Annotated in this window: 14 protein-coding genes and 2 pseudogenes; 11 read left to right on the top strand and 5 right to left on the bottom strand. The window is 71.0% G+C overall.

Going from position 1 to position 13030, the window contains the following annotated elements:
• Window positions 1-293: 293 nt before the first annotated feature.
• The 4 genes and pseudogenes from ACFXMG_RS01480 to ACFXMG_RS01465 form a co-directional block, all read left to right on the top strand.
• Window positions 294-599 carry a DUF6247 family protein gene (locus ACFXMG_RS01480; protein WP_383813663.1) on the top strand — a complete coding sequence of 102 codons (306 nt, stop codon included), beginning with the start codon at window positions 294-296 and terminating at the stop codon, window positions 597-599.
• Window positions 596-859 carry a hypothetical protein gene (locus tag ACFXMG_RS01475; protein WP_383813661.1) on the top strand — a complete coding sequence of 88 codons (264 nt, stop codon included), beginning with the start codon at window positions 596-598 and terminating at the stop codon, window positions 857-859. The genes ACFXMG_RS01480 and ACFXMG_RS01475 overlap by 4 nt, the downstream gene beginning before the upstream one ends.
• Window positions 860-1202: 343 nt before the next feature.
• Window positions 1203-1571, top strand: a complete 369-nt coding sequence (locus ACFXMG_RS01470; RefSeq protein ID WP_383813660.1) for a hypothetical protein — start codon at window positions 1203-1205, stop codon at window positions 1569-1571.
• Window positions 1572-1674: 103 nt separating this feature from the next.
• Window positions 1675-1770, top strand: a pseudogene (locus ACFXMG_RS01465) (hydrophobic protein); the annotation flags it as partial.
• A 723-nt stretch (window positions 1771-2493) separates the two neighbouring features.
• Here the strand turns inward: ACFXMG_RS01465 and ACFXMG_RS01460 are convergent.
• Window positions 2494-3105 carry a TetR/AcrR family transcriptional regulator gene (locus ACFXMG_RS01460; RefSeq protein WP_383813659.1) on the bottom strand — a complete coding sequence of 204 codons (612 nt, stop codon included), beginning with the start codon at window positions 3103-3105 and terminating at the stop codon, window positions 2494-2496.
• An 80-nt stretch (window positions 3106-3185) separates the two neighbouring features.
• On the opposite strand from ACFXMG_RS01460, the gene ACFXMG_RS01455 reads away from it, so the two are divergent.
• The 3 genes and pseudogenes from ACFXMG_RS01455 to ACFXMG_RS01445 all read left to right on the top strand — a co-directional run bounded on the left by ACFXMG_RS01455 (window position 3186) and on the right by ACFXMG_RS01445 (window position 5515).
• Window positions 3186-3593 (top strand): RidA family protein, encoded by a 408-nt coding sequence (locus ACFXMG_RS01455; RefSeq protein WP_099284266.1) that lies wholly within the window; start codon window positions 3186-3188, stop codon window positions 3591-3593.
• 35 nt (window positions 3594-3628) lie between these two features.
• Window positions 3629-4566, top strand: a pseudogene (locus ACFXMG_RS01450) (IS5 family transposase); the annotation flags it as partial.
• 511 nt (window positions 4567-5077) lie between these two features.
• Window positions 5078-5515, top strand: coding sequence for an ATP-binding protein (locus tag ACFXMG_RS01445; RefSeq protein ID WP_383813656.1), 438 nt, complete (start codon window positions 5078-5080; stop codon window positions 5513-5515).
• Between the two features lie 179 nt (window positions 5516-5694).
• Here the strand turns inward: ACFXMG_RS01445 and ACFXMG_RS01440 are convergent, their stop codons facing one another.
• Both ACFXMG_RS01440 and ACFXMG_RS01435 read right to left on the bottom strand, forming a co-directional pair.
• The gene (locus tag ACFXMG_RS01440) at window positions 5695-5952 is read right to left on the bottom strand and encodes a WhiB family transcriptional regulator (RefSeq protein WP_383813654.1); all 258 of its coding nucleotides are present in this window, start codon (window positions 5950-5952) and stop codon (window positions 5695-5697) included.
• Between the two features lie 475 nt (window positions 5953-6427).
• Entirely contained in the window at window positions 6428-6850 is a 423-nt protein-coding gene (locus ACFXMG_RS01435; RefSeq protein ID WP_383813653.1) for an ATP-binding protein, read from the bottom strand.
• A gap of 370 nt (window positions 6851-7220) precedes the next feature.
• On the opposite strand from ACFXMG_RS01435, the gene ACFXMG_RS01430 reads away from it, so the two are divergent.
• Complete coding sequence (locus ACFXMG_RS01430) at window positions 7221-8072, top strand: RNA polymerase sigma factor SigF (RefSeq protein ID WP_383813651.1); 852 nt, start codon at window positions 7221-7223, stop codon at window positions 8070-8072.
• A gap of 63 nt (window positions 8073-8135) precedes the next feature.
• Here the strand turns inward: ACFXMG_RS01430 and ACFXMG_RS01425 are convergent, their stop codons facing one another.
• Entirely contained in the window at window positions 8136-9026 is an 891-nt protein-coding gene (locus ACFXMG_RS01425; RefSeq protein ID WP_383813649.1) for an oxygenase MpaB family protein, read from the bottom strand.
• An 845-nt stretch (window positions 9027-9871) separates the two neighbouring features.
• Here ACFXMG_RS01425 and ACFXMG_RS01420 point away from each other — a divergent pair.
• On the top strand, window positions 9872-10114 hold the full coding sequence (locus ACFXMG_RS01420) for a hypothetical protein (RefSeq protein WP_383813647.1): 243 nt from the start codon (window positions 9872-9874) through the stop codon (window positions 10112-10114).
• 63 nt (window positions 10115-10177) lie between these two features.
• On the opposite strand, the gene ACFXMG_RS01415 is transcribed toward ACFXMG_RS01420, so the two are convergent.
• On the bottom strand, window positions 10178-10858 hold the full coding sequence (locus tag ACFXMG_RS01415) for a DUF4230 domain-containing protein (protein ID WP_383813645.1): 681 nt from the start codon (window positions 10856-10858) through the stop codon (window positions 10178-10180).
• 182 nt (window positions 10859-11040) lie between these two features.
• On the opposite strand from ACFXMG_RS01415, the gene ACFXMG_RS01410 reads away from it, so the two are divergent.
• Together ACFXMG_RS01410 and ACFXMG_RS01405 are read left to right on the top strand one after the other, a co-directional pair.
• A complete protein-coding gene (locus ACFXMG_RS01410) occupies window positions 11041-11757 on the top strand; it encodes a VanZ family protein (protein WP_383813643.1) in 717 nt (238 codons plus the stop codon).
• Window positions 11758-12269: 512 nt separating this feature from the next.
• Complete coding sequence (locus tag ACFXMG_RS01405) at window positions 12270-13010, top strand: dienelactone hydrolase family protein (protein ID WP_383813641.1); 741 nt, start codon at window positions 12270-12272, stop codon at window positions 13008-13010.
• The last annotated feature ends 20 nt before the right edge of the window (window positions 13011-13030 follow it).

Here is a 13030-nt window from a genome sequence, read left to right as displayed (position 1 = left end):
ATCGTCGACAGCGGCGAACTCCTCTACCTGGACTGGATGCATGCGCACTGACACCCTTGCTCGACGTCAACCGCAGCCTCGACACCAGCACGGAACCCGAACTCGAGACAATCTACGAACAGATCGTCAGCCGCAGCACCCGAACGCTGGACGCTGGGCGGCAGCCGTAGCCGGCATACGCCGCCGCCCCTTCCCATTCGGCCTCTGCCTGAAGAGCGCTCCCAGCGAACCCAATCCACGCGGCCACCTACACCGCGTACGGTGGTGCCACCACGTCCCTCATGGAGGTGCCGATGAGCGCGCCGGCCGACCACATCTCCGCCCCTCAGTACGCCCCGGCGCCCGGAGCCCCGGCCGAACTCCTCGACCGGCTGCGCGCCGACCGCCGCGCCGACCGTTGGGTACCTGCCTTCGAACGGGAGTGGGCGGCGGCTCTGGAGGAGTCCCGGGCCACCTTCTCCCTGACCACGTTGTACGAGGTCATCAACATCTGGACCGCCCGGCTCACCTCCGCCCCCGCGGTCGACGCGTTCGATGCCTCCGGCCAGGACGACACTGGCTTCATCGACATGGCCGAACTGCGCAGCAGGGTTCAGTGAGCGGCACGCCCTCGTACGCGGTCCGGCTCTCTGCCCAGGCCGCGAAGGTATTGGCCGCACTGCCTGAGGACGCCGAGCAGACGGCCTGGGACGTCCTGGACGCCGCGGCTGCCGCTCCATGGGGCTTCCCCCAGTGGGACCCGGGCGATCCCGAGGGCGAGGACGTGAGGATCGCGTCGGTCGGGCGACTCTCCGTGGTCTACTTCGCCAACCGAGCCCTGCACCACCTGTCCGTACTGGACATCGTCTGGCTCACATAGCTGACGCTCCACCGTGGCGGCATGGCAGTTGCTCGGACCTCGGGGCGCGCAGTGGGAAGGGTGCTGCATTACGGGCTGACGCAGCTGTGCTGACGTCGTGCGCCTGCCGGCCGACGCTGCCGCCGCTCGCACAGGGGACCTCAAGATCAAGATCTAGCGCCGCCCAAGGGCTGAAGGGTATTCCGGTCGTCGGCCAGGGTGCGTTCTCTCGGTCTTGGGGCAGTGGGTGAAATGCCTAGCCTCGCCTCGGTATGTGCCGTGCCTGGCCCCGTCCCGGCGGGCTGCGGGGGCTCCCGATGCACCGGAGATGTTTAGCCTGGGCGGGTACGGCGAGATGTTGCCCATGAGTGCTTCGGAGAAGAGCGAACAGAACGCGTTCCACCGGACCGGCCCGTACGCCGTGCCCGACTACCCCGACATGACGTGGACGGACGTCCCCTACGGGGAGGAGGGCGAGGACCTGGCGGAGCTTGGGGCGCCGGACGTGATTCCGACCCCGTGGGCCGAGAAGGCCCGCGCAGCGGCGCACGCGGCGAGGGGCGCCGGGGGTGCGCTGTGGACCACAGTGCGCACCGACAAGGTGGCTGCTGCTGCCGTCGCGGGCGCGGCGACCGCGATCGGCCTCGCGTATCTCGCCAAGCGGCGGGCCGGGCGACGGGCGGCGCGGAGCGGCCTCGGGCCTGTGACCCTGCTGCTCGAACGCCGCCGCTGAGCGCGCGGGCCCCGCACGGCCCCGGAGGCGTGCGCTTTGTCTTCCGGCTGCCCGCCTCCTCGCGACTCCGCCCTTCCGGCGGCCGGTAGGCGTATTCCCCCCGTTGCTCGCCCTACTGCTCTTCGGCGTCCGGTTCGAGCTCAGAGCTCTCTGGTTGGTCGCCGTGATCGTCCTGGTCCCGTGGCTGCTGAGCTTCGTGGCCCTGCGCGGGCGGCCCGGGTCGCTAGCCGCCTCGACCGTCTGCCGCGTCGGAGGCGTATTGCGCGGGGTGGCACAGCATCCGTTCCTGGACCCCCTCCGTACCGGTCTCGCGCCCGCCGATACGCCGTGACCTTCGCAGCCCTGCTGCTCATCGAGCACGGCTTCACGTTCCCGCACCGCGCGGAACCCGTACAGGCTCCTGCCGGCCTGCTCACGTGTCCGCGGCTACAGGGTCGGTGTTCTCGTCGTCGTCCTGCTGGCGGGCCGGGGCGCCCCGGAGATCACCGCAAGCCTGGCTGAGGTCGCCGAGGCGTCGGACGCGCCCTGCGCGTCACCGACCGCACCTGACCTGTGCCGCCGCACCCGCCGTACGCAGGCACTCAGCGCCGGGGAGAAGCGGTGGGACACCCTGCCGGGCCGACCCTGCACAGGACCGGCCTCCGACCGCCACGCCCACCGGGAGCCCGCCTCCACCTCCAGACGTCACCGTCTGGACGGGATCGTGACCGAGCACGAACTCCAGCGCACCGCCGTCGCCGCCGACGGGGCGGGCCTCGCCCCCGGGCCGCCCTGGTGAGCACACCTTCGCCCTGATGGCGATCCGCAACGCTCGGCGGGCCGGTCTCGACCTGGCGGCTCAGGCCAGCCCCCCACCGGCCAGGCCCTCCACGGGCAATCTAGGGCGTGTCTCTCCGATCACGAGAGCCGGACCGGGCTGGAGCTATCCGGCCCCGGCCCAGCCGTGCTTGACCGACCGGCGACATCGGTCGGGTTCGTCTCCTGCGCTGGTGAACAGTGCGGTCAGCATGGGCACGCCGTGAGCAAGTGTCTGGGGCGGCAGGGGGCCTGTGGCGACGAGTGAGGCGAGTCCGTGTCCGATGATCCAGCTCTGTGTTGCCAGTTCCAGCGGGTCGACCTCGTTGCGGAAGCGGCCGTTGGTCTTGGCCCGGTCGATGCCGCGGACGAGGCGGTGCAGGGTTTCGTCCGCGGCGCCGGTGTCTTCGAGGTCGAAGCCCGAGTCGAACATGACGCGGTAGAGGTCGGGGTTTTCCATGGCATTGGCCAGGTAGGCGGCTCCCAGTGCGGCGAGGTCTCGTACCGGGTCCGCGGACATCTTGACGGACGCGAGCTTGGCGGCCAGGCGTGTGAAGCCTGCCTGCCGCAATGCCTTCCACAAGCCGTCCATGCCGCCGAAGTAGGTGTAGACGGCCATCGTTGACACGCCGGTTCCGGCGACCAGGGTGCGGAGTGTGACCGGTTGTCTCGTCCGCAGCATGTGTGCGGCCCGGTCGAGCAGCAGGGAGCGGACCGCTGGATCTTTCGTCCTCGCCATGGCCCCACAATACATAGCGTCGCTATGCTTTGATGGGGGCTGATCTTGCTGCTCCTGACGCCAAGAGGAAGAGGCCGTCAATGTCCGTGACGCTGGTCAATCCCGAGGGGTTGCCGAAGCCCGAGGTCTACCGGCAGTTGTCGGTCGCCACCGGATCGAAGCTGGTGTTCCTGGCGGGGCAGGTCGCCCGCGATGCCGACGGCCGGCCCGTGGGCGAGGGAGACTTCGCCGCTCAGGTCGAGCAGTGCTATCTCAATATCGCCACCGCTCTGGCCGGGATCGGCGGCTCCTTCGACGACGTGGCGAAGCTGACCGTCTATGTCGTCGACTGGAGTCCCGAGAAGATGCCGCTGCTGGGTGAGGGGGTGGGCCGGGCCGCAGCGAAGCTGGGCATCGATCCGGTCAAGCCGATCACCCTGCTGGGCGTTGCGGCGCTGGGGGAACCGGACCTCCTGGTCGAGGTCGAAGCCACCGCGGTCATCGAATAGCCGTCGCTGCAAGCAGGGAGACCGTGCGGTCGGCCATGTTGAGTCGGGGGGACCTGACGGGCGGCGAGTGGGCGGTGCTGGAGCCGCTGCTGCCGGTGAGTAACAACCGGTGCGGCCGGTGGCGCGATCACAGGCAGGTGATCAACGGGATCATTCACCGGCTGGGCACCGGGGTGCGGTGGCGGGAGCTGCCCGAACGCTTCGGCCCGTGCAAGACCGTCCACAAGCGCCACTTGCTGTGATCGGCCGACGGCACCTGGGAGAGGCTCCTGCGGCACGTTCAGTCCGCCGTCGACGCCGAAGGCGGCATCGACTGGAACATCAACGTCGACTCCACCATCACCCGCGCTCACCAGCACGCCGCAGGAGCACCTAACACTCCACCGCCGGCGCTGAGCCCTCCAAAAGGGGGCCGCCGAAGGCCAGTGCGGCGGCTGCCGGTCATCGCGATGCTGCACGGACTCCTGGAGGGGGCGGCGCGCCGGGTGAGGCCCTCGGCCGGTCCCGCGGTGGCCTGACCACCAAGATTCACATGTAGCAGAGGGCCGCTGCCGCCCGCTGTCTCTGCTGATCACGCCGGGACAACAGGCGGACTGCACCCAGTTCGAGCCGGTCATGGACAAGATCCATGTCCCACGCGCGGGACGCGGCCGTCCCCGCCGCACGCCGGACAGCGTGAGCGCCGACAAGGCATACAGCAACTGCAAGATCCGCGCCTACCTCCGCAAACGCGGCATCCGGCACGCGATCCCGGAGAAGAAGGACCACAAGGCCGCCCGCCTGCGCCGGGGTTCACGCGGCGGACGGCCCCCGGGATTCGACAAAGACCGGTACAAAGATCGCAACACAGTGGAGCGGGCCCATCGGCAAGCTCAAGCAATTCAGAGCCGTGGCCACTCGGTAGGACAAACGCGGATACGTCTACCTCGTCACCGTCACCGTCACCGCCGCCGCACTCCTCATCTGGCTCCGATCACGATCGGAGAGACAGGCCCTAGGTGGTCGACGCCAGGTTGCCGACGTTTGGGCGCATCCCCGCAGCGGAGACCGAGGGGCATCGTCGCCTGTGGTGCGGGCGAGACCTTCGCCGCCGGAGAGCAAGAGGGAATGGACGGCGCGGCCGGCCTGAATGGTGCGGATACCACCAGAGTCGTCCTACTGGCCCTCCGCGCGGCGCCTCGCGGCGTGCCCGACGCCGTCCTCGTGCTTTGCGTCCACTGGGGCGGTCACGCCTCCCGGACGCCGGAGGAGGGGACGGGACGTGGGTCCCGCGCCGGCATCGCGGCCGTTCTGGCGCACCGCCGCCGGGTGTGATCCCCAGCGTGATCGGTGTGGAAACCATGAAGCGGGGATAGGCGGGGTACGAGATGTCCAGCCGCGCCCACCTACCTACCTACCTACCCACCCACCCGGACGAGGGGAGTACCAGCACCATGACGGATGCGATCACCACTGCGCGCGCAGCATCGGCGCCCCTGTTGTCCGTGAGTGCCGTCTACGACGACGCCGCCCACGGCGGCGCGATCGCCTCCGCCCGCGCCTTCACGGCGGACTTCCTCGCGGCAGCCCCGTCCGTACGGGGCGAGCCGGTGGCGGACGAGCTCGTCGAACTGGCGCAGTTGGTGGTCAGCGAGCTGGTGACCAACGCGGTACGGCACGCGGCCGGGCCCTGCCGGCTGCTCCTGGAGCTGCGCCGGGACACCTTGGAGATCTCGGTCTTCGACCGTGAGGCCGCCGCTGCCCCCGTACCCCGCGGACACGACCCCTGCCGCATCGGACAGCACGGCGTCGAGATCGTCCTCGCCGTCTGCGAGAGTCTGACCGTGGAGCCCGACCCGTACGGGAAGCGGGTCCGCGCGCGCCTCTCTCTCCAGCCGGACCACACCGATACGGCGGAACCGGCGGACCTGCACACGCGCTGACATGCGCCGCCGTCTCCCGACCGGCCCGCCCGCGCGCCCTTGTGGTCACCGTGGGTGCGCTCGCCGAGGGGCGGTCGCCGGGCTGGGCGGTCACAGGGGGAGCGGGTACGGGGAGGGCGGTCACCGAGCCGGGCGGGGCACCGGGGGAGTGCGTACCAGGGAGGTGGCCGGGCGGCTCCTCATCGCCGTGCGGCTGCTTCACGGCTCGCCGGCTGCCGGAGCGTGCCCCGTTCGGCCTCGGTGAGGCCGCCCCAGACACCCGCCGGCGGCTGCGGTTCCGCCATCGCCTCACGCAGGCACTCCTGCTGCACCGGGCAGCGCCGGCAGACCTTCTTCGCCCTTTCGGCCTGGGCGAGAGCAGGGGATCCCATCCCCACGGGAAAGAACAGATCGGGGTCGACCTCCTGGCAGGCCGCGTCCGCACGCCAGTTGTCCATGTGAGCCTCCTGACTCAGGAGTCGGGATACGTCCGCCTGTCCGCCTGACCGCTCCGCCGATCGCGAAACCGGGGAGGGCACGGCCGAGACCGACATCAGGCCGTCACGGGGAATCCGTCCAGGGACCGCCGGGCACGGACCGCCGGGCACGGGCGTGACGCTCCACCACACCATCGCCCATACGACGACACCGAAGAGCAGGATCAGTACGACCACGGTGACGGAACCTCGCAGAGTCCCGAGACCACTGGCACATCCCCGCCCTCCTAGAACGTCCCCCCAGCCGTCAGCTACACCTTCCGCGCCCCGCGTCCCGCGCCCGCTGAGCCTCGCCTTCCACCACACGGGCGACGATGCCGTGGTCTGGCGTCTCGACCGCGAGATGATCCACACCGTGGCTGGCCGCCCCGCCGCGGTCGGGTGCGACCAGTCGGGGCGCGGTGTGCAGGCCGTCGTACGGGGTGGAGCGCGTCCCTCACCTCGGCGCGGCGGGCGGGGGCGGGCCGAAGCAGGCGGTCACGTCCTTGCCCCGCGGGCAGGGGTGGGTCCGCACCTCGTCGGCGAGGGCGACGACCAGGAGCAGGCCGCGCCCGCCCAGGGCGCCGTCGTCGGGGCTGCGCTGCTCGGGAATCCGGGGCGACGCGTCGTGCACGGTGACGTGCAGGCACTTCTCGTCCCAGGCCAGGATGAGTTGCGCGTCGCTGTGGGCGTGGACGTGCGCGTTGGTGACCAGTTCGGAGACGGCCAGCACCACGGAGTCCGCGACCTCGGGCGCGGTCCGGTCCCAGCCGAGGGTCGCCAGGTGCCCGCGCGTCCAGTCCCTGGCGGTCTTCACACTGCTGCCGACGGGCAGCGACCTCGCCCATCCGACGGCCCTCATCGAGGGATCCTGTGTCATGACTCTCTCTCCCTACTCTCCTTCGGACGACCACATCGTTCGCACGTTCCGTCTGCCCTGCGGCCGGGAGGAAGAACCCGGCGCCCGGCCTTCCGCGTCCCCGACACCCGGACGGAGCACGGCGACTGAGTGCGCGTGAGCTCGGCTCCGTACCAACCACCCACCGACCAACCCACCCACCGACCAACCCGCCAACCACCAATCACTAACCACCAATCACCCACCACCGTCCCGCGAACACGCCAGCGGTGCGACCGCGCCTCGGGGCCGATTCGAGAAGGGCGGTGTGGAGGGGCGAACTTCGGGTAGGCGACCTCTCACGGGGCAACGCAGCCCGGTCGGGGACAGACACAGGTGAAAGGGGAACGGTGTGACGGTCACCACGATGTCGACCACAGTAGTTGAGGTCGGAACGGGAACGCTGCCGAGGATCCCGGACACATCGGCGGTCGCGCCCAGGGACGCCCGGACTCTGTCGAAGGTCTTCTTCCAGGAGCTCGCGCTGCTGGAGGAGGGGACGCACGAGTACCAGTACGCGCGCAACACCCTCATCGAGATGAACATGAGCCTCGTCCGCTACGCCGCCGGACGGTTCCGTCACCGCGCCGACGAGATGGAGGACATCGTCCAGGTCGGCATGATCGGCCTGATCAAGGCGATCGACCGCTTCGAGCTCTCGCGGGAGGTGGAGTTCACCACCTTCGCCGTCCCCTACATCGTCGGCGAGATCAAGAGGTTCTTCCGCGACACCTCGTGGGCGGTGCACGTCCCCCGCCGGCTTCAGGAGGCCCGGGTGGAACTGGCCAAGGCGACCGACGAGCTGAGCACACGTCTCGGCCGGACGCCGACGGTCAAGGAGCTCGCCGAGCTGATGAGCCTCACCGAGGAGGAGGTCATCGAGGCGCGGCTGGCCTCCAACGGCTACAACTCCTCGTCGCTCGACGCCGCGCTCAGCAGCGAGGGCGAGGACGGTGACGCGTCGCTCGCCGACCTGATCGGCGGCGAGGACCCCGCGATGGAGCTGGTGGACGACCTCCACTCGCTGGCCCCGCTCGTCGCCGACCTGGACGAGCGCGACCGCCGGATCATCCACCTGAGGTTCGTCGAGGAGCTCACACAGGCCGAGATCGGAGAACACCTGGGCTGCTCCCAGATGCACGTCTCGCGCCTGCTCGCCCGCACAGTGAAGCGCCTGCGCGCGGGCCTGCTGGAAACCGGCTGATCCGGTCACAGGGTCGTCACTCCCCCCGGACGTTCGCCGTCCCCCGCCACCCGCTGTCAGTCGTCAGCCGTCGACCGTCGCGGGAGGGCGGGTGGGTGGCGGGGGCGTCACCCAGCGGATGGCCGCGATGACGAGCCGGCCGCCCGGCCGCGCCACCGGCAGGAGGAGCCGGATGTGTACGGGCAGGGGGACGAGCCGCCTCGCCCACGGGGGCAGGAGGTCGACCGCGGCGGCCGCGAGGAGGGCGTACGGAAGGCGGGCCGGCCAGGGCAGGGGCGGCGCGGCCAGCAGATAACGTGCTGTCCCGGCCGACTCGTCGGTAGCCGCCAGCTCGCCGCGCCGGCACTCCAGCGCCCCCACCAGGGCCGCCTCTGTCCTGGGAGGGTCGGGGATCCCCAGCCGCCGGGCGACCGACGCCATGTCCGCGACGTAGCCGTCGCGGCGGGCGGGCGGCAACCCAGCCTTCCCGTACCGCTGGTAAGCCCGCAGGAAGCAGCAGGTCTCGGCGAGATGCACCCAGGAGAGCAGAGCCGGATCGGAGGCCCGGTACGCCACTCCGCCCGGCGTCGTCCCGGTCACCCGCGCGTGTACGGTACGCACCCGCTCCATCGCCCGCTCGGCGTCGGCGGCCGTCCCGAAGGTCGTCTCCGCGAGGAAGGTGCTGGTCCGCTGGAGCCGACCCCAGGGGTCGCCCTGGAAACCGGAGTGCGCCCAGACGGCGGCCATGGCGACCGGATGCAGCGATTGCAGGAGGAGCGCGGCAAGGCCCCCGACGTACATCGAGGCGTCCCCATGCACCACCCGCACCGGGCGATCCGGGGCGAACCAGCGCGGGCCAGGAGCGCCGTGGATCCGGGCACGCTTACGGTGCGCCGCAGGGCCGGCCACCCGCCGCAGCAGCGCCTCACCGGCCTTGGCACGCACCGTGTCGATCAGCACCGGACGCATCGGCATCGCCTCCTTCCTCGACTGCCCGCAGTCCCCGTCCCGCATGCCCCACGTCACCGCCCACCCGCGCGGGCCGAGGACGCACCTTGCGTCGAGCCGCGTACTCCCCATGGGACCGGAGAGCGCGACCCGCGGGGAGCCCGTCCCTGGAGCAGGCGCTCAGCGCGACGGTGCAGGGCACAGGGCGCCGACGGCAGACGTGTACCCGCTCTTGCCGGCCCAGCCGATGCTGTGCATGGCGGCATGGCGGCATGGCGGTGCGCACGGTGGCGGTGGCCGGTGGAGGCGTGGGAGGGCCACCTCGCGTGGGAATGGGGCGGCAGGAGGACATGGCTCGGCTGTACGGGACTGCCGCGGCCGGGCTGCCGTCGCGCCACAAGCCCGCGCTCGCCTTCCCGCCCCTGCACGGGGCCCACCGGTGGGGGAGTGCCTGGACGAGGCGTACGGCTCTGGAACATCCCCGGCCATCCCTCTCCTCCACTCCAGCCCGGACCCGCGCAGACCGGACGAGCCGACGACGCCCTGCGGAGACGGCTCTCCACAGGCGCCCTCGGTACCCTGCCTCGGCTCCCTGGTGCGTAAGAATCAGTACCGCACCGACGAACTCAGTCGCGAGCCGATCACCTGCACGGCCACAGGGCCGCCCGGCCGCTGGTACGACGTTCGGTCCCCCCGACGACAGCGGCATCAACACCTTCGTCCCCCTCCCGAGCGCCGCGACCAGCCCTCCGATGCCCGCCCTCGCGCGTCACCGCCACACGGGAGGGCTAGGCGGAACCGGTCGGCACGGGCCCCACAAGTCGATGCAGGCCCGGGCGCGCCCCGGTGGTCTCGCAGCGCCGGGCCGGGCGATGCTGTACGACGCCGAGCACGATCTGGCCCGTGGCCTCCAGCAGGCGCTCCTGACCGTGACCGTCCTTCGCGTCCCTCAGCCGGCCGTCGCCGCCCGCTACCTCCCGGCGGCCCACGGCACCATCGACATCGGCGGTGCCTTCCACGACCAGATCCGCCTCGGCGACACCTCTGCCACGGTCATCTGTGACGTACAGGTCCGCAACGCAACATCACCGCCATCACCGCCGCCGCCTGCATGAGCCGGATTCGCACGGCCCGACATCACCGCCGACCTCGCCCACCACCTCGACAGGCGGGCCGGCTCATTCGTAGGTGACCGTCACCCGCTCGAAGCCGAGGCCGAGAAGGAGTCCCTGGAGCATCGCCGTCGTGTTCCGTTCGGCCCGGGAGGTCAGGTCGGACGCGCGGGCGGCGTCGCCGATCCGCTCGGCGGCGAGGACGTGGACGGCCTGCTCGCTCGCGGGGTTGTCCGAGAAGAGGTCGCCCAGCCGGTCGAGCAGACCGCGCTGCTTGGACACGGCGTACGAGCGCTCGGGATCGAGCGCCGCGGGGGTCAGCCGGGCGTGCGGCAGGCGGAGCGATGCCTCGGTCCGGTCGGCGTCGACGGTCACTCGGTCGCCCCGGAGACCGCCCAGGTCCACGTAGGCGTCGACGCTGCCGCTCGCCACGTACAGGGTGCGGGTGCCGCGTATCGCGTCCGGCAGGAACCGCGCGTCGTGCTCCAGGTCGACCACCACCTGGTAGGTCCCGGCCGCGCCCTCGTACCGGCTCAGGTCCTGGACGGACTTCAGGACGGCGGGGCCGGAGCGGTCCTTCACGTCCGTCCCGAATACGTCCAGACCGGGGATCCTGAGGAACTGGCCGATCAGCATGAGGGCGACGGCGACCACGAGCAGGGCGACGGTGACGAGGCGCCACCTCCCACCGGAGCGCTTCCGGCCGCCACGGTCCGGCGAGGGTCTGTTGTCCGTGTCTTCTTCCATGTCCGCCTGGTGCCCAAGTCGGCGGCTCTCATTCCCAACTCCGTTCAGATGCGGGCTGGTTGATGCTCGTGAGAAAGGTGTGCCGGAGGGCAGGCGCCCGTACGGAGCAGCTGGCATGCGGCGGCCCGGCGGGGGTAGGCGGGTTCCGTTCGCAGACGGCCGACCAGCGGAGGAGCAGGCACATGATCGGTGCGAGACGAAAGGCCGGGGAGGACCCGGCAGGGGGAGAGCCGAAGCACGAGGAGCCGGTCACTCCGGCGCCGGGCGCGAAGCCGAAGCCGAAGCTGAAGCTGAAGCGAAAGCCGGAACCAAAGGCGAAGCCTGAGCCGGAGCGAAAGCCGGATCCGGAGCCGAAGCCGAATCCGGCGCCGGAGCCGCGGTCCGAGGTGGTGCCGCCGGGCCCGCGGAGGCCGAACCGCTTCATCCGGGCGCTGGTAGCGGTCGCGGCCCTAGCCTGCATGGTGGCGTTCGCCGTGGTCCTGGCCCGGCTCACCCTGGCGGCCTCCCCGGCGTCCGTACCCCTCACCCACAGCAACCTGACACCGGGCAGATCGATCGAAAGCTACCTCGGCCGGCCCGGCTTCGTGGAGACAGTCGAGCAGCTCGGGGGGAACATCCTCCTCGGCGTCCCCTTCGGGATCCTGCTCCCCCTGCTGTCCCGCAGGGCGCGCGGCTTCCTCCGCGTCGCGTTCGCCACCGCGGCCACCATGCTGCTGGTGGAGCTGGTGCAGGGTGCGCTCATCACCGGCCGCGCCTTCGACATCGACGACGTCCTCCTCAACACGGCGGGCGCACTCCTCGGCTACGTGATCGTAGGCCGCCGGCTGGGCCGCTTCGTCCATCCCCGCACTCGACCCCGCTGGTGGCAGCGCCGACGCCTGAGCGAACCGTCAACGTGACACCCGGCGGCGCCGGGTCGCGCAGAACCGCCCCAGTCGGGTACACGGCGGGACACGGCCGAACGAAGCATCCTCTGCCTCGCCCGGCAGCAGCGGCCGACGACCGGGGCGCTTGCGGCGCGGGACGGCGAGGCCGGTGCTGAGGCAGGCGCCCGGACCGCGATCAGCGCGCCGTCCACGGTCCTCCACCACGCTTCGCCCGCTCCACCCCGCTCCACCGCGTCGGCCGGCCGCACGCATGCCGAGTCGATGGCCGGCAGCGGCCAACAGCCGCTTGACCACCACACCGTCGTCATTTCCCGCTCGTCGGCGGTGGCATCCGGCCGCGAGGGCTCCGTGGAAAACCGTTTGGTGGGCGAGGGCGACCACTGCTACGTTTCCGGAGGCCGTGCGAGAGAGCGAGGAGGTGGTACCCGTGAACGTATTCACATGGGTGCTCCCCTCTGGAGTCATGGTCGGGCGATAGATCGTCCGGGAGCGCCGTTTTCTGAGCCCTCCCGAAAGGCATGACCATGCACTTCACTTCTGAACAGCGCCTCGACGACGGTGTCCTGGAGCGTGAGTTCACCCTCGGCGAGATCCCCGGCATCCTGTGGACACCCGGATCCGCACCCGCACCCGCGTCGACACCGCTGATCCTGCTCGGCCACCCGCCCCTCGGGCTGCGCAGGATGTACCCCCGACTGGTAGCGCGAGCCCGCCAATGCGCGGCGCTGGGCTACGCCGCGGCCACCATCGAGCTCCCCGGAAGCGGCGACCGGCCCCGTTGGCCCGCCCTTGAACAGGCACACGCCGACCTGCGTCAGGCCCTGGAGGCCGGCGAGCCGGTCAGCGGCGAGATCGTCGACGCGCTCATCCTCCCGCTGGTCGACAGGGCGGTCCCGGAATGGCAGGCCGCCCTGGACGCCCTCCTTTCGCTGCCCGAGATCGGCGGCCCGGTCGGGTACTCGGGGGGAGTGATCTCCATCGGGACCCGGCTGGCGGCGATCGAGCCGCGTATCTCGGCCGCGGTTCTGTTCGCCGGGAGTTTCGTCCCGCGCGTCATGTTCGATGAGGCCCGCCACGTCACGATTCCGCTGCACGTCCTGCTCCAGTGGGACGACGAAGGAAACGACCGGCAGGCCGCCCTGGACCTGTTCGACGCCTTCGGCTCCAAGGAGAAGACCCTGCACGCCAACATGGGCGGCCACACCGGCGTCCCGCAGTTCGCGGGGGAAGCAGCAGACCAGTTCTTCACCCGCCATCTGAAGTGAGGCCGGGCCGCCAGACCGGC

The organism is Streptomyces sp. NPDC059201, assembly GCF_042754585.1.
In the GTDB taxonomy this organism is placed as follows: Bacteria; Actinomycetota; Actinomycetes; order Streptomycetales; family Streptomycetaceae; genus Streptomyces.
This window is presented reverse-complemented; position numbering and strand designations above follow the sequence as displayed.

Coding starts and splice junctions, on each gene's coding strand:
- ACFXMG_RS01470 (WP_383813660.1), top strand. CDS start 1,203: ATGAGTGCTTCGGAGAAGAGCGAACAGAACGCGTTCCACCGGACCGGC.
- ACFXMG_RS01440 (WP_383813654.1), bottom strand. CDS start 5,952: ATGGACAACTGGCGTGCGGACGCGGCCTGCCAGGAGGTCGACCCCGAT.
- ACFXMG_RS01410 (WP_383813643.1), top strand. CDS start 11,041: ATGATCGGTGCGAGACGAAAGGCCGGGGAGGACCCGGCAGGGGGAGAG.
- ACFXMG_RS01480 (WP_383813663.1), top strand. CDS start 294: ATGAGCGCGCCGGCCGACCACATCTCCGCCCCTCAGTACGCCCCGGCG.
- ACFXMG_RS01420 (WP_383813647.1), top strand. CDS start 9,872: ATGCTGTACGACGCCGAGCACGATCTGGCCCGTGGCCTCCAGCAGGCG.
- ACFXMG_RS01460 (WP_383813659.1), bottom strand. CDS start 3,105: ATGGCGAGGACGAAAGATCCAGCGGTCCGCTCCCTGCTGCTCGACCGG.
- ACFXMG_RS01425 (WP_383813649.1), bottom strand. CDS start 9,026: ATGCCGATGCGTCCGGTGCTGATCGACACGGTGCGTGCCAAGGCCGGT.
- ACFXMG_RS01435 (WP_383813653.1), bottom strand. CDS start 6,850: ATGACACAGGATCCCTCGATGAGGGCCGTCGGATGGGCGAGGTCGCTG.
- ACFXMG_RS01405 (WP_383813641.1), top strand. CDS start 12,270: ATGCACTTCACTTCTGAACAGCGCCTCGACGACGGTGTCCTGGAGCGT.
- ACFXMG_RS01455 (WP_099284266.1), top strand. CDS start 3,186: ATGTCCGTGACGCTGGTCAATCCCGAGGGGTTGCCGAAGCCCGAGGTC.
- ACFXMG_RS01415 (WP_383813645.1), bottom strand. CDS start 10,858: ATGGAAGAAGACACGGACAACAGACCCTCGCCGGACCGTGGCGGCCGG.